Genomic DNA, 19,815 nt, shown 5'->3' with positions numbered 1-19,815 from the left:
CACGACCCGACCGCGGGCCCGGCAAGGCCGGGTGCGTGGCCCGTGCCGGTACGCGGCCGGACCCGCTCACCCGTCCACCACCGTCCGGCCGGTCTCGACCGCGGGGCAGCTGGTGCGGACCGGGCACCGGTCGCAGTCCGGCCCGGCGCGTGCGACGAACACCGCCCCCGCCGAGTCCTCGGCGCAGGTCATCAGCACGTCGCGCCAGTGCCCCATCTCCTCCGGGCGCAGCGCCGCCTGCTGCGGCTCCTTCGCCTCCCCGTTGGCCTTGCGGTCGGCCAGGAACAGCAGCCGCGCACCGCCCGGCTCCACCCCACCCCCGACGAGCTGGTCGAACGCGCCGAGCGAGGCCGCGAGCTGGTAGACGGCCAGCTGGTGGTGCTCGGCGGTGGCCCGGGCCGAGGTGGCCGTCTTCCCGGTCTTGACGTCGACGACGACCGGGCGCCCCTGGTCGTCGCGTTCGAGCCGGTCGACCCGGCCGCGGAGCCGGACCCGCCGGGCCGCCCGCGCGGCCCCGCCGCCGCGCCCCCCGGCGCCGTCGCCGTCGGTGTCGACCGGCAGGAGCGCGGCCCCCGCCGGGTCGTCGTCGCCCGCACCGATGCCGCCGGGAGGCAGGCCCGGGTCGTCGCCCTCGCTGTCGTCCTCGCCGTCCAGGTCCAGCTGCACCGGCTGCTCGACGGCCACCAGCTCCAGCCCCTCGGTACGGCTGCGGCGGACCCAGTCGTCGAAGGCGGCGAGCATCTCGCGCACCCGGACCAGCTCGCGGCGCCCGAACCACGGCGCCCCGGAGTCCAGCCGCCGCCACGCCGAGCGCAGCGCCTCCTCCAGCTCCACCGGGTCGGCCCCGGCGGCGCGGGCCTGGACCAGCGCGTGCACCAGGGACCCGGTGACCGCCGCCAGCGCGCCGGTCTCGTCGCCGCCGTGCCGGGACAGCACCCAGCGCAGCGGGCAGCCGGCGATCGTCTCGACGTCGGAGGGCGAGATCGGGACGAGCTCGCCCTCGGCGCGCAGCGGGGCGCCGTCGGACAGGTCCGCGACGCCGTACCAGTCGTCGGGGTGGGCACCGGGGACGCCGTCCGCGGCGAGCCGGGCCAGCTGGGTCGCCGCCCGGTGACGACGTGCGGCGCGTGCCGGGTCGCCGTGGTCGGGCTCGGTGACGGCGCGCCGCAGCTCCCCGACCAGCTCGGCCATCACCAGGGAGCGCTCGGGCCGGTGCATCGGGCGGGCCTCGGCGGCGTCGGCGGGGCGGGGGTCGAGCTCGTCGAGGAACCGGGAGGGCTGCTCGTCCTCCCCCTGCACGGCGCTGACCAGCAGCGTCGTCCGGGCTCGGGTGCAGGCGACGTAGAACAGCCGCCGCTCCTCGGCGAGCAGTGGCGCCGTGCGGGAGACCGCGTCGTCGGGGGCGGCGACCCCGCCGACGAGGTCGACGAGCCGTTCGTGGCCGAGCAGGCTGCCGCGCAGCCGTACGTCGGGCCACAGCCCCTCCTGCACCCCGGGCACCGCGACGACCGTCCACTCCCGGCCGCGGGCGCCGTGTGCGGTGAGCAGCTCGACCGCGCCGCCCCGGGGCGCCTGCGGGGCCAGGGTCTCCCCCGGCAGCTGCTGGTCGAGCAGGTACTCCAGGAACCCGCCGACGTCGGCGCCGGGCAGCCGGTCGGTGTAGCGGGCGGCCGCGTCGAACAGGGCCAGGACCGCGTCGAGGTCCCGGTCGGCGGCCGCGCCGCCGGGGCCGCCGCGGGCGCTGGCCTCGCTCCAGCGCTTCGCCAGGCCGGTGCGCCGCCACACCTTCCACAACGTCTCCTCGACCTGCTCACCCGCGCCGATCGAGCGGGCGGCGGTGTCGAGGAGGCGGCCCACGTCGCGCATCGGGGCGGCCTCGGCGGGCGAGAGCATCGGCAGCGGGTCGGGCCGGCCCGCGACGGCGTCGCGCAGCATCCCGACCAGCAACGGGTCGCTGCTCGCCGCGGCCGGGTCGACCTCGCCCGCCTCGACGCGCTCGTCGTCGGCGAAGGTCCGCACGTCGTGCCCCGCGGCGGCGTGCATCCGCAGCAGGCCGCGACGCAGCCGACGCATCCGCATCGGGTCGCCACCGCCCAGCGGTGAGGTGAGCAGGGAGGTCGCGAGGTCGGCGTCGACCGCGGACGGCCGCCACGCCGCGCGCAGCACCAGCAGCAGCGGCACGACGGCGGGCTGGCGCGGCAGCGGCACCTCGTCCGGTGGTGCGGCCAGCGGGACCCCGGCGGCGGCCAGCGCCCGGCGCAGCGCGGGCAGGGTGCGCCGCGCGGACCGGGACAGCACCGCCATGTCCGACCACGGCACCCCGTCGACGAGGTGTGCGCGCCGCAGCCGGTCGGCGATCCAGCCGGCCTCCGCGGACGGCGACCCGAACACCCGGACCTGCAGCGCCTCGCCCACCCCGGCCCCCTCCGGGACCTCGGGGGCCGGGTCGTCCTGCTCCGGGCCGCGCCGGGTCCGGGTCACCCCGGAGCCGGGCAGCTTCTCCGCCACCCGCAGGCCCGCCGCCCGCACCCCGGGCCGCTGGCGGTGGTCGACGGTGAGGACCTCGGTGGGCGCGTCGAGCACGGTCAGGCCCTGCGGGTCCGCGCCACGGAAGGTCAGGACCGCCTGGTCGGGGTCGCCCGCGAGCAGCGTGGACCCGGCGTGCTCGGCCAGCGCCGCGACCAGCTCCATCTGCTGCGGGTCGAGGTCCTGCGCGTCGTCCACCAGGAGGTGCCGGACCCGGCGCCGCTCCTGCTCCCGCAGGTCCGGGTCCGCGGCCAGGGTGTCCAGCGCGGCGGCGACGAGCTCGGCCGAGTCCAGCGCCGGGGCCGTCGCCTGTGGCGCACCCCGCCCCGCTGCCCCGCGGAGCAGCGTGACCTCCTCGTAGGTGCGGAAGAACCGGGCCGCCGCGACCCACTCCTCGCGCCCGTGCTCGCGCCCCAGCTCGGCCAGCTCGCGTGGCCCCAGCCCGCGCTCGGCCGCCCGCAGCAGCAGCTCCCGCAGCTCCGCGGCGAACCCGGGCAGCCCGAGGGCCGGGTCGAGCCGTTCCGGCCAGCCCGAGCCGGGGACGGTGCCGCCCCAGCCGTCGATCTCCCCGGCGAGCAGCTCGCGGACCACCACGTCCTGCTCGGCCGAGGCCAGCAGCCGCGGCGGCGGGTCCTCGTAGCGCGCCGCGTGCAGCCGCAGCACCCCGAACGCGTAGGAGTGCACCGTCCGCACCAGCAGCTCGCGGGTGGTGCGGACACCGAAGTCCCCGGCGAGCTCACCCCCGCCCGCGGTCAGCAGCGACGTGAGCCGGCCGCGCAGCTCCTCCGCGGCCCGGCGGCTGCCCACCAGCAGCAGCGCCGACCCCGGCGGCTCCCCGGCCCGGATCCGGCGGACCACCGCGTCGAGCAGCAGGCTCGTCTTGCCCGTGCCCGGCCCGCCCAGCACCCGCAGCGCACCGCGCTCGTGCGCGAGCACCCGCGCGGCGGCACCGGACCACTCCCGCACGGGAGCGGGCCGGGGGTCCGCACGCACCAGGCGCGGCGACGCCTGCTCGGTGGCTGTTCGGCTCATGGGGCGATGAGACCACGGGGCACCGACAACGTCAGACTGCAGGCGTGGACGAGGAGACCCTGGAGCGGGTGCGTGAGGTCGTCCGGTCGATCCCGCCCGGGCAGACCCTCAGCTACGGCGAGGTGGCCGAGCTGGCCGGGATCCGCTCGGCGCGCCTGGTCGGCCGGATCCTCGCCGAGGACGGCCACGACCTGCCGTGGCACCGGGTGCTGCGCGCGGACGGGCGCTCGGCCCCGCACATCGCCGCCGAGCAGGCGGCCCGGCTGCGGGCCGAGGGGATCCTGATGGTCGACGGCCGGCTGCCCCGCGAGCACCGCAGGCGCTGAGCCGGTTCAGGCCCGCCGGCGCGCCCCGATCCCGGCGACGATCGCCTCCACCCCCCAGGTGAAGGTCTCGACCGGCAGCGCGGCGACCTCGTCGCTCAGCGCGTGGGTCAGCGGCTGGGCGTCGGGGTCGAGCCGGGCCCGGCGCCGTTCGGCGGTGTAGGCCGCACCCCGGACCGGGTCGTGTCGCTGCTGCTCCTCGATGACGTGCCCGACGACGAACGCGTTCACCGTCGTCAGCGCCCGTTGCGCGTCGAGCGGGGTGAACCCCTGTGCGACGAGAGCGGCCAGCGGCACCTCCAGCGAGCGCAGGGCCGCGTCGTCGAGCAGGTAGGTGCCGGCCACGAGCAGGGCGCCGTCCCGGTGGCCGAGGAGCGTGTCCCGGCTCGTGGTCGCCGCCGACCGCAGCAGGTCCACCCAGCCCAGTCCGGCGGCCTCGCCCACCCGTTCCAGCATCCGCCGCACGATGCGCGTCGCCATCTCGTCGCGCAGGGCCGCCATGTCCGGCAGGTGGTAGTAGAGCGCCCCGGCACGCACGCCGAGCCGGGTCGCGAGCGCGCGGGCGGTGATCGCGTCGAGGCCTCCCTCGGCGAGCAGGTCGAACGCGGCGTCGACGATCGCGTCGCGGTCCAGAGCCACGCCGCCCCCCTTGACGTTGAACAGTGTTCAGAGGAGTGTAGGCGACATCGGATTTGAACACTGTTCAACGGAGGTGTCCTCATGAAGGCAGCCGTCGTCTCGACCTTCGGCGCGCCGCCTGCCTGCGCCGACTTCCCCGATCCCGTGGCCGGTGACGGCACCGTCGAGGTCCGGATGCTCGCCGCCGGGGTGCACCAGCTCGTGCGGTCCGTCGCCGCGGGCACCCACTACTCCGCCGGGGACACGCTGCCGTTCGTCGCGGGGGTGGACGGGATCGCCGAGCTCGACGGCCGCCGGATCTACACCGGCGGCTGCCCCACCCCCTACGGGACGATCGCCGAGCGCACCGTGGTCCCGGCGGGGTGGGCGGTGCCGGTGCCGGACGCGCTGCCGACCGAGCTGGCCGCGGCGGTGGTGAACCCGGCGATGTCGTCGTGGATGCCGCTGGTCGACCGGGGCGTCCCGCCGGGTGGCACGGTCCTCGTCCTCGGCGCGACGGGCGCCTCCGGCGGGCTCGCCGTGCGGATCGCGCTGCACCACGGCGCGGGCCGGGTGATCGCCGCGGGGCGCAACCCCGCCGCGCTGGAGCAGGTCGCCGACGACGACCGGGTCCTCCCCGTCCGACTCTCCGACGACCCCGCCGCGACGACCGCCGCCCTCGCGGCCGTGCTCGACGGCGGTCCCGACGTCGTCCTCGACTACCTGTGGGGACCGGTCGCCGGGGCGACCTTCGAGGCGCTGCGGTCGGGCAGCCTCCGGCACGGCGGCCGACCGGTGCACTACGTGCAGATCGGGGCGCTCGCGGGCCGGACCGTCGCCCTCGACGCGGCGATCCTGCGTGCCCGCCGGATCGACGTGTCCGGCAGCGGCGGGGGCAGCATCGACCCCGCGCTGCTGTTTGCGGAGCTGCCGCGCCTGCTCGACGCCGTCGCGGCCGAGGGGCTCCGGATCCCGCTGCGAGTGGCGGAGCTGGGCGACGTGGAGCGGGCCTGGACCGCGGACGCTCCCGGACGCCTGGTGGTCACGACGTCCTGACGGTCGCCGTCATCAGGATTGACGATCGTCGCCGGATGTCCGCAACCTTCCACTTGTCCGGTACGACGAGATGACCATGACGTACCCGCAGTCGCCCTGTCCCCCTGGCCCCCACCAGCCCGGATGGCCGCCGCCGCAGCCGCCGCGCAACGGGATGGGCACCGCGGCGCTGGTCCTCGGGATCCTCGGCGCGTTGTTCTCGCTGATCCCGATCGTCGGTGTGATCGCCTGGCCGATGGTGCTCATCGGGCTGGCGCTCGGGATCGCGGGTGTGCTGCGGGCGCAGGCCGGGCGGGCGGACAACAAGGGCGTCGCGATCGCGGGCACCGTGCTCTCCGCGTTCGGGCTCGTGTTCTGCCTGATCTACACGGTCGCGTTCGCCTCGGCCGTCTCCGGCTCGTCGACGGGCACCGTGACGGCCTCGGGCGCCTCGTCGTCCGCGGACACCGTCATCGAGCAGGCGGACCGGACCTCGGCACCGGCCGCTCCCGCACGACCGACGAGCGGGGCGGCCGGGGCGACCCTCAGCACGAGGGACGGGCTGCAGGTCACGGCCTCGGCGCTGCGGGACCGGTCCGGCTTCGGCGGGCCGCACAAGTGCACGGACGTGACCTACCGCAACGGCAGTGACGACACCGAGAGCTTCAACATCTGGGACTGGAAGCTCCAGGACCCGAACGGCGCGATCCGCCGGATCAGCATCGGAGGGGGCAACGACCTGAGCTCCGGTGAGCTCGCCCCCGGCGGCACCGCGCAGGGCCAGGTCTGCTTCGACGCGAAGACCGACCCGGCCGGGGACTGGACGATCATCTACGAGGGCGGCCTGTTCGGTGGCGAGGAGCTGCGCTGGGCCGGCTGAGCAGGGCGGCGGGCTCTGCTGCGTATCGGTGAGCAGAGCAAAGCGGGACACGAAGCCCCCGGTCAGACCGTGACGCGGCCCTGCACCCAGGTCGCGTCGCGGTCCTGGTCGTGCCCGATGCGCGCGACGAGGCCGTGCCCGCCGAACACCTGCGCCAGCACCGGAGCCTGGGCCGTGCCCGTCTCGATCAGCAGCGCCCCGCCCGGCGCGAGCCACTCCCCCGCCCCCGCGGCCACCCGGCGGGCCGGGTCGAGGCCGTCGCGGCCGCCGTCGAGCGCGGTGCGGGGCTCGTGGTCGCGGGCCTCCGGGGGCATCGAGCCGATCGCGCCGCTGGGCACGTAGGGGGTGTTCGCGACGAGCACGTCGACGCGTCCCCGCAGCCCGGTGGGCAGCGCGGTGAACAGGTCCCCGGTGTGCACCGTCCCCACCCCGGCCAGGTTCTGCGCGGCACAGGCGGTGGCGACCGGGTCGGCGTCGGCGGCGTGAAGCTCGACGGCGGCCCGTCGCGCGACGGCGAGCCCGAGCGCCCCGCAGCCGCAGCAGAGGTCGACCACGAGCGGGCGCCCGGGATGCGCGGAACCCGGCAGCGCGGCGACGGCCGCCTGCACCAGCGCCTCGCTGCGACGGCGCGGCACGAACACCCCCGGGGTGACCCGCACGGTCAGCCCGTTGAAGTCCACCCGGCCGAGGACGTGCTCGAGCGGCTCCCCGGCGACGCGGCGCCGGACCAGCGTCTCCAGCTCCGGCCCGTCGGCCGCGGCCGCGAGCAGCGCGGCCTCGTCCTCGGCGAACACGCAGCCCGCCGCCCGCAGCCGGGCGACCAGGTCCGGGTCGGGCCGCGGCACGGTCAGGCGGCGAGCACTGCGGCGGCCCCGGCGGCGTAGCGCTTGAGGACGGCGGTCACCACGTCGTCGTGCACGCCCAGCGGGTCGGCGACGACGTCGGCCCCCGACCCGAGCAGCCGCGTCTGGAAGACCCCGGGGGCCAGCAGCCAGGACGCGACCGCGACCCGCTGCTCCCCGGCGTCGTGCAGCCGGGCGACCAGCTCGGTCACCGACGGGCTGCCGGTGGCGGCGAACCCGACCGGGACCGGACGGCCGACCCGGCGGGCGAGCATCCCGGCGCTCGCGTGCACCTGGGCGACCGCGGACGGGTCCGACGAGCCGGCGGCGGCGAGGACGACGGCGTCGCCGTCGCGGTAGCCGGCCGTGCGCAGCCGGTCCAGGGCCGCGGCGGCGAGCAGCGGGTCGGGACCCATGGAGCGGGTGACCGGGAACCGGGCCGGGTCGGCGCCGACCTCGGCGAGCTGGGCGGGCAGGTCGGTGCGCACGTGGTAGCCGGCGGCGAGGAACGCGGGGACGACGACGGCGCCGTCGTGGCCGCGGTCCTGCAGCCCGATCACGGCGTCGACGACCTTGGGGCCGCGGACGTCGACGTAGCAGACCTCGACCTGCGGGCCGCGTGCGGCGACGGCCGCGGCCAGCGACCGGATCACCGCGTCGGCGGCGTCGGAGCGCGACCCGTGCGCGACGAGGAGCAGCGGGAGCCCGGTCACCGGGTCACCTCCGGGTCCTCGGCGCAGTGCGCGCCGTGCTCGGGTTCGAGTGCGAGCCGGTAGCCGCGGCGCACCACGGTCTGCACCAGGCCGGGGACGCCGAGTGCCGCGCGGAGCCGGCCGATCGCGTTCTCGACGGCGTGCTCGTCGCCCGCCCCACCGGGCTGCGCGGCGAGCAGCTCGGCGCGGGACACGACCCGGCCGGGACGCTTGGCGAGCAGCCGCAGCAGCGCCATGGGCGTCGGCGGGAGCGGGCACAGCGTGCCGTCGACGAGCACCGCGTGTCCGCGCAGCTCCAGCTGGTGGCCGCCGACCGGGAGCCTGCGGGCCCGGGCCGGGGCGACGGACTCGCAGGTCCGCACCATCGCGCCGAGCCGGGAGCGCTGCGGCTGCACGGTCGGCACGTCGAGCGCCTCCAGCGGTGCCGCGGTGACCGGGCCGACGCACAGCGCCAGCACGGGGCCGCGCAGCGCGGTGAGCAGGTCCTCGCGCAGACCGCGTTCCCCGGCGCGGGCGAGGATCCCGGCCGCGGCGGGGGCGCTGGTGAACGCCAGGACGTCGATCCCGCCGGCCAGGGTGGTGTCGATCAGCCGGTCCAGCGGGCCGAGGTCCAGCGGCGGCGCCCACCGGTAGACCGGCACCGTGACGACCTCGGCGCCCGCCATCTCCAGGGCGTCGACGACGTCGGGCAGCGGCTCGCCGTGCAGCTGCACCGCGATCCGGGTGCCCTCGACGCCGCGGTCGAGCAGGTGCTCCAGCACCTCGGCGGTGGACTCCGACTCCGGGGACCAGGCGTCGACCAGGCCCGACGCGCGGATCGCGCCGCGCGCCTTGGGGCCGCGGGCGAGCATCTCCGAGCGGCCGAGCGCGGCGAGCAGGTCCTCGCCCAGCCCCCAGCCGTCGGCGGCCTCGATCCAGCCGCGGTAGCCGATCCCGGTGGTCGCGACGGTGATGTCCGGTGGTGCGGCGACGAGCTCGCGGGTGCGGTTCTCGAGGTCGGCGTCGTCGGCGAGGGCCACGATGCGCAGCGCGGGCCCGTGCTGGATGCTCGCGCCGCGGCGCTCCAGCATCGTGGCGAGCTCCTCGGCGCGCCGGGCGGCGGTGATGCCGACGGTGAACCCGGCCAGCGGTGGCACCGCGGCCGCGTCGGGCGCGGCGGCGATGTCTCGTGCGGCGGATCGGGTCACCGGTTCTCCGTTCCTCCGATACCCCGGCCGGCCGGCGCGGAGGACGCGCGGAGGTCGCCGGGAGCGTCGCGGGTGGTGGTGGGCACGACGGTGCGGGAAGGCCCGTTCACCGTAGCCCGACCTGCAGCGCGTCGCCCATGGCCCGCACCGCGAACGCGGGCAGGCTCACAGCCTCGCCGTCGGCGCCGTCGAGGCAGCGGCCGTCACGCAGGGCGAAGACCTGCTTGTACAGCGGCGAGGCGACGGTCGGTTCGCCGTCGCGGTCGCCGACAATGCCGCGCGAGACGACCGCGGCCCCGGTGAACGGGTCGATGTTGCCCAGGGCGTACACCGAGCCGTCGGCGAGACGGAACAACGCGACCTGGGTGTCGCCGACGAGTGCGGCGGCCCCCCGGCCGGGCAGCAGCCGGTCCACCGGGCAGACGGTGAGCCAGCCGGTGGGCTCGGTCCCGGCCGGGGCGGGGACGGCGGCCGTGGTGGTCGTGGTGGTCATCGCGAGGACACCTCCGGGAGGCCGATCAGGACGGGCTCGTCGGGACGGCCGGGGGCCGGGACGTTCTGTCCCCGCTCCTCGACGAACCGGACGGTGGGGTCGGGGGTGTCGGGCGCGTTGACGAAGGAGACGAACCGCTCCAGCTTCTGCGGGTCGGCCAGGACGCCGGCCCACTCGTCGGCGTAGGAGTCGACGTGGCGGGCCATCGCGGCGTCGAGCTCGCCGCAGATACCGAGCGAGTCCTCGACGATCACGTCGCGCAGGTGGTCCAGCCCGCCCTCCATCGCCTCGATCCACGGCGCGGTGCGCTGCAGCCGCTCGGCGGTGCGGACGTAGAACATCAGGAACCGGTCGATCGTCCGGACCAGCGTCGCGGTGTCCACGTCGGACACGAGCAGCTCGGCGTGGCGCGGGGTGAAGCCGCCGTTGCCGCCGACGTAGAGGTTCCAGCCGTGCTCGGTGGCGATCACGCCGAAGTCCTTGGAGCGGGCCTCGGCGCACTCGCGTGCGCAGCCGGAGACGCCGGACTTGAGCTTGTGCGGGCTGCGCAGCCCGCGGTAGCGCAGCTCCAGCTCGACGGCGAGGCCGACCGAGTCCTGCACGCCGTAGCGGCACCAGGTCGTGCCGACGCAGGACTTCACGGTGCGCAGCGACTTGCCGTAGGCGTGCCCGGACTCGAACCCGGCGTCGACCAGGCGTCGCCAGATCGCCGGCAGGTCCTCGACGCGGGCGCCGAACATGTCGATCCGCTGCCCGCCGGTGATCTTGGTGTAGAGCCCGTAGTCGCGGGCGACCTCGCCGATGACGATCAGGCCCTCGGGGGTCACCTCGCCACCGGCGATCCGCGGCACCACCGAGTAGGTGCCGTTGCGCTGCATGTTCGCGAGGAAGTGGTCGTTGGTGTCCTGCAGGGTCGCGCGCTCGCCGTCGAGGACGTGCTCGTTGTAGAGCGTCGCGAGGATCGACCCGACGACCGGCTTGCAGATGTCGCAGCCCGACCCGCGGCCGTGCCGGGAGATCAGCGCGGAGAACGAGGTGATGCCCGCCCCGGCGACGATCTCGAAGAGCTCGGCGCGGGAGTGGTCGAAGTGCTCGCACAGGGCCTTCGAGACCTCGACGCCCTGCTGGGCCAGGATCCGGGCGAGCGCCGGGACGCACGAGCCGCAGGTCGTCCCGGCGCGGGTGCAGGCCTTCAGCTCCGGCACGGTGTGCGCGCCGTCGGCGACGGCCGCGCACAACGCACCCTTGGTGACGGCGTTGCACGAGCAGATCTGCGCGGAGTCCGGCAGCGCGGACGCGTCCGGTTCGGCCCCGCCCTTCGAGATCAGGGTGACCGGGTCGGCGGGCAGCCGGGCCCCGACCAGCGGGCGGAGCGAGCCGTAGCGCGAGGCGTCGCCGACCAGGACCCCGCCGAGCAGCGTCGACGCGTCGTCGGAGACGACCAGCTTGGAGTAGGTGCCCTCCACCGGGTCGTTGACGACGATCTCCAGCGCGCCCTCGGTGGTCGCGTGGGCGTCGCCGAAGCTGGCCACGTCGACGCCCAGCAGCTTGAGCCGGGTGGACATGTCCAGCTCCTCGGGCGTCATCCGGGCCTGCCCGCCGAGCAGCCGGTCCGCGACGACCTCGGCCATCGCGTAGCCCGGCGCGACCAGGCCGTAGGTGCGGCCCTCCAGGGCGGCGCACTCGCCGATCGCCCAGACGGCGTCGTCGGAGGTGCGGCAGCGGTCGTCGACCCACACCCCGCCGCGCTCGCCGACGGGCAGGCCGCAGTCGCGGGCGAGCCGGTCGGAGGCACGGATGCCGGCGGAGAACACGACGAGGTCGGCGTCGAGCTCGACGCCGTCGGACAGCGTCCCGACCAGCCGGCCGCGGTCGGTGGACACGCCGGACAGCGACACCCCCGTGCGGACGGCGATGCCCTGGCCGGTGACGAGACGTTCGAGCAGGGCGCCGCCGCCCTCGTCGACCTGGACCGGCATGAGCCGTGGTGCGATCTCGACGACCTGCGGGGACAGCCCGAGCAGCCGCATCGCCCGGGCCGCCTCCAGGCCGAGCAGCCCGCCGCCGACGACGATCGCCGACGGCCGTCCCTTGCGCGCCGGGTCGTCCGCGGCGGCCGCGGCGGCGGCCTTGATCGCGTCCAGGTCGTCGAGGGTGCGGTAGACGAAGCAGCCGGGCAGGTCCTTGCCGGGGACCGGCGGGACGAACGGGTACGAGCCGGTGGCGAGCACCAGCGCGTCGTAGGTCAGGGTGCGGCCGGACGCGGTGGTGACGCGGCGGGCGTCGCGGTCGATCGACGCCACGGCGTCGCCGAGGTGGTAGGTGACGAGCGGGTCGCCGCGCAGGTCGTCGTCGTCGAGGCGCAGCTCCTCCTCCGACGTGCCGTCCACATAGGAGGACAGGGCGACCCGGTCGTAGGCGCGGCGGGGCTCCTCGCCGAGGACGGTGATCTCCCAGTCCCCCGCCGTGTCCCGGTCCCGCACGGCGGCGACCAGGCGGTGGCCCACCATGCCGTTCCCGACGACGACCAGACGGCTCATGCTCTGCTCCTTCATGCCGCGCTCTCCTGCGGCGGGTCGATGTCGGCCAGCCAGTCCCGGATCCCGCAGACGACGTCGCGGCAGCTCCCGCAGCCGGTGGCGGCCCGGGTGCGCCGCGACAGCGCGTCGACGTCGTGGGCACCCGCGCGCCACGCGGTGACCAGCGCGTTCTTGGTGACGCTGTTGCAGCGGCAGACCACGGCAGCGCCCGGCATCCGGCCCGGGTCGGTGGCGGGCGACGTCTCGCCGGGCAGGGCCCGGCCGAGCAGCAGCGCGAGCCGGTCCTCGGGAGCGGGGGCGCCGGAGTCGTAGAGCCCGGTGATCATGGCGGCGGCGTCGGGCAGTCCCATGAGGACGGCCCCGACGACGCGGTCGTCGCGCAGCGCGAGCACGCCGTAGCGGCCGCGCCGGGGGTCGGAGACACTCAGCTCCTCGTCGCCCGCAGTGGGGTCGCCGAGGGCGGCGAGGTCGATGCCGCGGGCCTTGAGCCGGGTGACCGGGCGGGTGCCGCGGTAGCGCGCGGCCGGGTCGGTGCCGGTCAGCAGGTCGGCGAGGACGGCGGCCTGCTCCCAGCCGGACTGCACGAGCCCGCCCGGGGCGCCGGAGTGCTGCGCGCAGTCGCCGAGGGCGTGCACCCGGCCGTCGTCGGTGGCGAGGCGGTCGTCGACGAGGATCCCCCGGTCGACCGCGAGCCCGGCGTCGGCGGCCAGCCCGGTGTTCGCACGCACCCCGGCGGCGACGACGACGTGGTCCGCGGCGATCCGGGAGCCGTCGTCGCAGTCCAGGCCGGTCTCGGGGTCCCAGGCCTTGGCGCCGACACCGCAGCGGACGTCGACCCCGAGCCCGCGCAGCGCGGTCGCGAGCACGTCGCCGGCGCCCGCGTCGAGCTGGCGCTCCATCAGGTGGGTGCGCGGGTGCACGAGGGTGACGGCGACGCCGCGTCCGGCGAGCCCGCGGGCGGCCTCGACCCCGAGCAGCCCGCCCCCGACGACGGCGATCCGCGCGCCCGGCACGGCCGCGTCGAGGATGCGCTCGCAGTCGTCGAGGTCGCGGAACAGGCTCACGCCGCGGGCCGGGACCTCCGGGGCGCCGGGGTCGGCGAGACCGTCGACCGGCGGGAGCCAGGCGCGGCAGCCGGTGGCGAGGACCAGCTCGTCGTAGGGGTGGACGGTGCCGTCGTCGGCGTGGACGACGCGCGCGGTCCGGTCGAGCGCCGTCGCCGCGACGCCGGTGTGCAGGACGATGCCGTCGACGACGGGCAGCGCGACCATGGCGGGCCGCAGCCCGCCGGCGAGCACGGTGGACAGCAGCACCCGGTTGTACGCGGGGCGGGGCTCCGCGCCGAGGACGGTGAGCGTCACCCGCTCGCCGTCCGGGTCGCGCCGGCGGGCCTCCTCCACGAAACGGGCACCGACCATGCCGTGCCCGATCACCACCACGCGCCTGCTCATGACACCGACGGTAGGAACGGGGGGTTACGGGCAGAACGCCGGCCATTGCACGGGCGTTACGAGGTCCTCATTCTCGGCGGGCGCCGTCCGTGAGCCGGGACCTCGCAGCGGTTCCGCCCACCTCGCAGCCTCTGCAGGGCATGCGAGGTGCGCCTGCGCCCGCGTGCGGGGTGCTGCGCTCAGCGGTCGAGGACGGCGGCGACCCGGGCCGACCACCGCTCGTGCGCGGACTGGCGGGTGATCCCGGCGGCGCGGCCGACCGTCTCCCAGCTGACCCCGATGCGGCGGAGCCCGACCAGCTGCGGCAGCGGGTCGAGCCCGGCGGCCAGGGCGATCCGGAACGCGGCCAGCTGCCAGGCGGTCTCACGACGGGCCGGGCCGTCGGTGCCCTGCTCGGCCTCCCACTCCGGCGTGCCGGGCAGCGGCGGGACACCGGCGACGGCGTCGGCGCGGCGGTCCAGCTCGGCGACCGCCGCCGCGGTGACGGCCCGGGCCGCCTCGGTGACGTCGACGACGAGGGCGTGGTCGACGAGGGTGCGGTGCTCGGATGCGGACATGTCTGTCAGGGTATCCCTGACAACGCACGACAGCTACGCGATTTCCGGTGCACGCCCGGGCGGCTCCCCCCGGCAGCGGGCGCGGCGCCCACCGCCCGCGTCATGATCCGCCGAGCGCGCGGTGATCCGCAGAGCGCGCGGTGATCCGCGGCTCGCGCGTGTCCGGACGCGCGCGGGCAGCGGATCAGCGCGCGGACCGGCCCGCGCCGGTGGGACTCAGCTCGGCGGCGGTGCCGGTCCCGGCTCCGGGGCCGGCGGATCTGCCCCGTTCCGTCGAGGCGGGTTCCAGCCGCACCGCGGCCACCTTGAACTCCGGCATCCGGCTCACCGGGTCCAGGGCCGGGTTGGTGACGTTGTTCGCCGCCCCCGCCCCGCCGAAGTGGAAGGGCAGGAACACCGTGTCCGGCCGCAGCGAGGCGACGCAGCGGACGCGCGCCGTCGTCGTCCCGCGCCGGGACACGACGTCGGCCAGGTCGCCGTCGGCGAGACCGTGCCGGGCGGCGGTGTCCGGGTGCACCTCGACGAACACCTCGGGCGCGACCTCCGCCAGCTCGGCGACCCGCCGGGTCTGCGCGCCGGATTGGTAGTGCACCAGCACCCGCCCGGTCGTCACGGTCAGAGGGAAGTCGCCGCCCGTGCCCTCGTCCGGCTCGACGTGGTCGACCGGCAGCATCCGGGCGCGTCCGTCGGGGTGGCCGAAGCGCTCGGTGAACAGCCGCGGGGTCCCGGGGTGGTCGTCGGCGGGGACCGGCCAGTGCAGCGCCTCGCCCGCGTCGAGCCGGGCGTAGGACACGCCGGCGTAGTCGGCGATGCCGCCGGCCGAGGCGCGGCGCAGCTCGTCGAACACGGTCCGCGGGTCGCCGGGGAACTCCCCCGGCGCGTCGAGGGCGGCGGCCAGCCCGGCGATCACCTCGAGGTCGGTGCGCACCCCGGGCGGCGGGGCGAGCGCGCGGCGGCGGCGCAGCACCCGTCCCTCCAGGTTGGTCATGGTCCCCTCCTCCTCGGCCCACTGGGCGACGGGGAGCAGGACGTCGGCGCGCAGCGCGGTCTCGCCGGGCAGCACGTCGGCGACGACGAGCAGGTCCAGCGCGTCCAGCCGCTCGGCGACGGCGCGGGCGTCGGGCGCGGAGACGAGCACGTTCGAGCCGAACACCAGCAGCGCCTTCGGTCCGCCGGGGCGGCCGAGGGCGTCGAGGAGCTCGACGGCGCTGCGGCCGGGCCCGGGGATCGAGGGCTCCGGCACCCCCCACACCCGTGCGACGTGTGCGCGGGCGGCCGGGTCGCTGATGTGCCGGTAGCCGGGGAGCTGGTCGGACTTCTGTCCGTGCTCGCGCCCGCCCTGGCCGTTGCCCTGCCCGGTGATCGTCCCGAACCCGGAGCCGGGGCGGCCGGGCAGGCCGAGCGCCAGCGACAGGTTGATCCACGCGGCGACGGAGTCGACGCCGTGCGCGTGCTGCTCGGCGCCGCGCGCGGTGAGCACGTAGCGCCGCGCGGACTCCGCGAGCCACCGCACGACGGTGCGCATGTCGGTGGCGGCGACCCCGCAGACCCGCTCCGCGCGCTCGGGCCACCACTGCGAGGCGATCGCCCAGACGTCGTCGAAACCGGTCGTCCGGTCGTCCACGTAGGACAGGTCGAGGTGCCCGTCGACGACGGCGGCGTGCAGCATCCCCAGCGCCAGGACCAGGTCGGTGCCCGGGCGCGGCGCCAGGTGCAGCCCGCCGGAGGCGAGCGCGCGCTCCGCGGTCGGGGTGCGCCGCGGGTCGACGACGACCAGGCGCGCCCCGCTCAGGTGCGACATCAGGGGCGGCATGGTCTCGGCGACGTTCGCGCCGGCGAGCACGACCAGCTCGGCGTCGTCGAGGTCGGTGACGGGGAACGGCAGCCCGCGGTCGACCCCGAAGGCCCGGTTGCCCGCGGCGGCGGCCGAGGACATGCAGAACCGTCCGTTGTAGTCGATCTGGCTGGTGCCCAGCGCGACCCGGGCGAACTTGCCGAGCAGGTAGGCCTTCTCGTTGGTCAGCCCGCCCGCGCCGAACACCGCGACCGAGTCCGGGCCGTGCTCGGCGCGCAGCGCGGCGAGCCGAGCGGCGACGCCGGTGAGCGCGTCGTCCCAGCCGGTCTCGACGAAACCGGCCGTCCGCGAGGTCCTGACCAGCGGCGACGTCAGCCGTTGCGGATAGGTGAGCAGAGCGCCCGAGGTCCAGCCCTTCTGGCACATGCCCCCGGCGTTGGTCGGGAAGTCACGGGCGTCGACCTCGCCGGACGGGCCGACCCACTGCCCGCACTGCAGGGCGCAGTACGGGCAGTGGGTGGCGGTCCGGTCGTCCGGACCCACGGCTCAGACCCGGGCCATCGCGGCGGCCTCGGTGCTCCCGACCAGTGCCGGGCGCGGCCGCAGGTACACGGCCCAGGTGACACCGATGCAGAGGACGTAGAAGGCCAGGAAGCTCCAGAACGCGGGCGTGCCGGACTGCACCGTCATGAACGACTGGCGGAAGGCGAGGTTGATGAACAGCCCGCCCAGCGCGCCGACCGCACCGGCGATGCCGATGACGGCACCGGACAGCCGTCGCGCGGTGTCGAACGAGGTCCCGCGGTCCGCGCCCCCGGCGATCGCGACGCGCGCCCGCCCGGTGAAGATCGCCGGGATCATCTTGTAGGTCGACCCGTTGCCGACGCCGGACAGCGTGAACAGGGCGATGAAGCCGATCGTGAACAGCGTCAGCGACCCGATCCCCGAGGCGAAGATGATCACCAGCGTGGCGACCGCCATGCCGACGAAGTTCCACAGGGTGACCACCGCGCCGCCGAACCGGTCGGCGAGCTTGCCGCCGTAGGGGCGGATCAGCGACCCGATGAGCGGGCCGATGAAGGTGACCGCGGCGGCCTGCAGCGGGGTCCGCTCGAACTGGTTCTGCAGGACCAGGCCGAAGGCGAACGAGTAGCCGATGAACGACCCGAACGTCCCGATGTAGAGGAACGACATGATCCAGGTCTGGCGGTCGCGGCAGGCCTCGGTGAAGGCGCCGGTGTCGTTGGACATCGCGGCGATGTTGTCCATCCGCTTCCAGGCCAGGAACGCCGAGATCACGATGAACGGCAGGTAGACCGCCAGCAGCACCCGCGGGGAGCCCGCGCCGAGGGTGGCGATGACGAGCAGGCCGAGCAGCTGCGCGACCGGCACGCCGAGGTTGCCGCCGCCGGCGTTGAGCCCCAGCGCCCAGCCCTTCTCCTTCTCCGGGAAGAACGCGTTGATGTTCGCCATCGACGACGCGAAGTTGCCGCCGCCGACGCCGGCGACCGCGGCGACGACCAGCAGCGTCGTGTACGACACCCCCGGCTCCAGCACGACCATCGCCAGGATCGTGGGCACGATCAGCAGCGACGCCGCGAAGATCGTCCAGTTGCGGCCGCCGAAACGGGCGACGGCGAAGGTGTAGGGCAGCCGCAGGATCGACCCGACCAGCGTGGGTACCGCGACCAGGAAGAACTTCTGCGCCGCGGTGAACCCGTACTCGGGCCCCATGAACAGCACCAGGACCGACCAGATGGTCCAGATCGAGAAGCCGATGTGCTCGGAGAAGATCGACTGCCACAGGTTGCGACGGGCGATCGCCGAGCCGGTGCGCTGCCAGAACCCCTCGTCCTCGGGGTCCCAGTGGTCGATCCAGCGGCCGCCGATGCGGCGCCCCGGGGCAGAGGTGGTGGTCACGGATCGGTCTCCTGATCGCCGGCGGTCACGTCGTCGACGACGCTAGGGAGCCCCAGTTTCCGACGGGTGGCCCCGTGTGACACCCCCGCAACGCTTATCTCACACGGGTGTCGCGACGGCTGTGAGCCGCCTCAGCGCATCGGGACGCCGAGCGGGGCGTCGCAGAACGCGCCGCCCACCCGGTGGTGCACCGGGTCGGCCGGGTCCGGCTCGGTGCCGCCGAGGAGCTCCCCGGCGAAGACCTCGGCGTCGTCGCGCGGGTGGTAGCCGATCGCGGCGCCCTCCTCCAGCGACCACCAGCGACGGGTGTTGGCCGACACGCCCCACACGACGTGGTGGCCGCGGGTGCCCGGGTCGACGGCCGCCTCGACCAGGCGGGCGGCGTCGTCCGGGGACAGCCAGGTCGCGAGCATCCGGGGGTTCGACGGCCGGGGGAAGCAGCTGCCGATCCGCGCGGAGACCACGGTCAGGCCGAACCGCTCGTGGTAGAGCCGGCCCAGTCCCTCCATCGCGTGCTTGGACCAGCCGTAGAAGGTGTCCGGGGCGTGGCCCACGTCCGCGGGCAGCGGGACGCCGTCGTCGCGGGTCCGGAAGCCGACGGCGTGGTTGCTGGACGCGAGCACGACGGTCCGCACCCCGGCGGCGACCGCCGCGTCGAGCACGGTGCGGGTCCCCTCGACGTTGACGGCGAGGATGTCGTCCCAGCCCGCCTCACCGCTGATCCCGGCGAGGTGGACGACGGCGTCGGCACCGGTCGTCGCGGCGGCGACCGCGTCCGGGTCGGTCACCGAGCCGGTGCGGACCTGCTCGCCGGGACCGGCCTGCAGCTCCGCGGTGTCGAGCAGGCGCAGGGTCCGGCCGTCGCGGGCCAGCCGGCCCCGCAGCAGCGTCCCCATGTTCCCCGCGGCGCCGGTGAGCAGCAGCGTGCTGGGAGCGGCCACGTCAGAGCCGGCGGCTGACCAGGCTCGCGACCCGCTCGATCCCGGCGAGCGACTCGGTCGTCGCGTCCGGGTGCTGGGCGTGCAGGGCCAGCCGGTAGAGGACCGCGCGCAGCAGCGACTGCGGCCACTCGGGCAGCTCCGACCAGCGCTCGATCAGCTCCTCGTCGGCACCGCCCCAGGCGACCGCGTCGACGACGACGACCGCCGCCGCCCACTCCGCGGGCCGCCAGAACGGCACGAGGTCGAGCACGGCGGGCCGCCCCGTCGGGTCGAACAGCATGGCGCCGAACAGCTCGCCGTGCACGACCTGCGGGGTGAGCCGGATCGTGCGGCGGTGCGCGGCGAGCTCGGCGAACAGCCGGCCGCCGGTCTCGGGGTGCAGGTCCAGGCGGCGCTCGCCGAACGCGGCGGCCGCGGACCGGGACAGCAGGTCGTCGCGGTCGTCGAGCAGGCGCGGGCGCAGCACGGTCGCGGTGGCGGCGTGCAGCCGCAGCGACGCGGCGACGACCTCGTCGTGCCGCGGCTCGGGGACGCCCGGCACGTGCCGGGACGCGGCCCAGCCGCCCACGACCCACCGGCCGTCCGAGCTGCGGACGGGGCGGGCGAGGCGGACGCCGTCGACCTCGAGGTTCTCCAGGACCGTCGCCGACCAGGCAGCGACGACGTGGTCGGACACCGGCCGCAGCAGCACGTCGCCGCACTGCCAGGCCCGCTGGCCCGCCCACACGACGGGACGGGGGGACGTCTCACGCACGCCGAAGGCGGTGCGGACGTGCTCGGGCAGGACGCTCGCGGCCGGCGCGGTGGCGAGCGTGCGGGCAGCGGTCACAGCGGGGACGGTACCCGCGCCACCGGCCCGCGATCGTCGCGCCACGCCCGAACCGCGCGACGCGCCACGACCGATCGGGTGAACGGTGGACCGATCGGGGCCGGTGGGGCGGGGCGGGCGGGGCCGTCGGCCG

Annotated in this window: 16 protein-coding genes; 3 read left to right on the top strand and 13 right to left on the bottom strand. The window is 76.2% G+C overall.

Features of this window, described 5'->3' with window-relative positions; all coding sequences use genetic code 11:
* Positions 1 to 66: 66 nt before the first annotated feature.
* Positions 67 to 3,558 carry an ATP-dependent DNA helicase gene (locus KPL57_RS38135; RefSeq protein WP_226355363.1) on the bottom strand — a complete coding sequence of 1,164 codons (3,492 nt, stop codon included), beginning with the start codon at positions 3,556 to 3,558 and terminating at the stop codon, positions 67 to 69.
* A gap of 44 nt (positions 3,559 to 3,602) precedes the next feature.
* Between KPL57_RS38135 and KPL57_RS38130 the strand changes: the two genes are divergently transcribed.
* On the top strand, positions 3,603 to 3,884 hold the full coding sequence (locus KPL57_RS38130; RefSeq protein ID WP_226355362.1) for an MGMT family protein: 282 nt from the start codon (positions 3,603 to 3,605) through the stop codon (positions 3,882 to 3,884).
* Between the two features lie 6 nt (positions 3,885 to 3,890).
* Here the strand turns inward: KPL57_RS38130 and KPL57_RS38125 are convergent, their stop codons facing one another.
* On the bottom strand, positions 3,891 to 4,520 hold the full coding sequence (locus KPL57_RS38125) for a TetR/AcrR family transcriptional regulator C-terminal domain-containing protein (protein WP_226355361.1): 630 nt from the start codon (positions 4,518 to 4,520) through the stop codon (positions 3,891 to 3,893).
* A gap of 81 nt (positions 4,521 to 4,601) precedes the next feature.
* Between KPL57_RS38125 and KPL57_RS38120 the strand changes: the two genes are divergently transcribed.
* Together KPL57_RS38120 and KPL57_RS38115 are read left to right on the top strand one after the other, a co-directional pair.
* Positions 4,602 to 5,555 carry a zinc-binding alcohol dehydrogenase family protein gene (locus KPL57_RS38120; RefSeq protein WP_226355360.1) on the top strand — a complete coding sequence of 318 codons (954 nt, stop codon included), beginning with the start codon at positions 4,602 to 4,604 and terminating at the stop codon, positions 5,553 to 5,555.
* Positions 5,556 to 5,631: 76 nt separating this feature from the next.
* Positions 5,632 to 6,414 (top strand): DUF4190 domain-containing protein, encoded by a 783-nt coding sequence (locus KPL57_RS38115; protein ID WP_226355359.1) that lies wholly within the window; start codon positions 5,632 to 5,634, stop codon positions 6,412 to 6,414.
* 62 nt (positions 6,415 to 6,476) lie between these two features.
* Here the strand turns inward: KPL57_RS38115 and KPL57_RS38110 are convergent, their stop codons facing one another.
* The 11 genes from KPL57_RS38110 to KPL57_RS38060 all read right to left on the bottom strand — a co-directional run bounded on the left by KPL57_RS38110 (position 6,477) and on the right by KPL57_RS38060 (position 19,682).
* Positions 6,477 to 7,259, bottom strand: coding sequence for a putative protein N(5)-glutamine methyltransferase (locus KPL57_RS38110; RefSeq protein WP_226355358.1), 783 nt, complete (start codon positions 7,257 to 7,259; stop codon positions 6,477 to 6,479).
* Positions 7,260 to 7,261: 2 nt separating this feature from the next.
* Positions 7,262 to 7,969: a sirohydrochlorin chelatase gene (locus KPL57_RS38105; RefSeq protein ID WP_226355357.1), complete on the bottom strand. Its 708-nt coding sequence runs from the start codon at positions 7,967 to 7,969 to the stop codon at positions 7,262 to 7,264.
* The gene (locus KPL57_RS38100) at positions 7,966 to 9,156 is read right to left on the bottom strand and encodes a uroporphyrinogen-III synthase (RefSeq protein WP_226355356.1); all 1,191 of its coding nucleotides are present in this window, start codon (positions 9,154 to 9,156) and stop codon (positions 7,966 to 7,968) included. The genes KPL57_RS38105 and KPL57_RS38100 overlap by 4 nt, the downstream gene beginning before the upstream one ends.
* Positions 9,157 to 9,262: 106 nt before the next feature.
* Positions 9,263 to 9,649: a nitrite reductase small subunit NirD gene (gene nirD, locus KPL57_RS38095; RefSeq protein WP_226355355.1), complete on the bottom strand. Its 387-nt coding sequence runs from the start codon at positions 9,647 to 9,649 to the stop codon at positions 9,263 to 9,265.
* Positions 9,646 to 12,189: a nitrite reductase large subunit NirB gene (nirB, locus tag KPL57_RS38090; RefSeq protein ID WP_226356652.1), complete on the bottom strand. Its 2,544-nt coding sequence runs from the start codon at positions 12,187 to 12,189 to the stop codon at positions 9,646 to 9,648. Before nirB ends, nirD begins: the two co-directional genes overlap by 4 nt.
* An 11-nt stretch (positions 12,190 to 12,200) precedes the next feature.
* Positions 12,201 to 13,640: an FAD-dependent oxidoreductase gene (locus KPL57_RS38085; protein WP_226355354.1), complete on the bottom strand. Its 1,440-nt coding sequence runs from the start codon at positions 13,638 to 13,640 to the stop codon at positions 12,201 to 12,203.
* Between the two features lie 179 nt (positions 13,641 to 13,819).
* Positions 13,820 to 14,197: a hypothetical protein gene (locus KPL57_RS38080; RefSeq protein WP_226355353.1), complete on the bottom strand. Its 378-nt coding sequence runs from the start codon at positions 14,195 to 14,197 to the stop codon at positions 13,820 to 13,822.
* A 184-nt stretch (positions 14,198 to 14,381) separates the two neighbouring features.
* Positions 14,382 to 16,535, bottom strand: coding sequence for a molybdopterin oxidoreductase family protein (locus KPL57_RS38075; protein ID WP_226355352.1), 2,154 nt, complete (start codon positions 16,533 to 16,535; stop codon positions 14,382 to 14,384).
* A gap of 3 nt (positions 16,536 to 16,538) precedes the next feature.
* Positions 16,539 to 17,912, bottom strand: a complete 1,374-nt coding sequence (locus KPL57_RS38070; RefSeq protein WP_226355351.1) for a NarK/NasA family nitrate transporter — start codon at positions 17,910 to 17,912, stop codon at positions 16,539 to 16,541.
* Positions 17,913 to 18,043: 131 nt separating this feature from the next.
* On the bottom strand, positions 18,044 to 18,853 hold the full coding sequence (locus tag KPL57_RS38065) for an NAD(P)-dependent oxidoreductase (protein ID WP_226355350.1): 810 nt from the start codon (positions 18,851 to 18,853) through the stop codon (positions 18,044 to 18,046).
* 1 nt (position 18,854) lies between these two features.
* Positions 18,855 to 19,682: a TIGR02569 family protein gene (locus KPL57_RS38060; protein ID WP_226355349.1), complete on the bottom strand. Its 828-nt coding sequence runs from the start codon at positions 19,680 to 19,682 to the stop codon at positions 18,855 to 18,857.
* Between the last annotated feature and the right edge of the window lie 133 nt (positions 19,683 to 19,815).

It is taken from the genome of Pseudonocardia sp. ICBG601 (assembly GCF_020496245.1).
The sequence above is the reverse complement of the archived record's forward strand: the minus strand, read 5'-3'. Positions and strand labels throughout refer to the sequence as shown.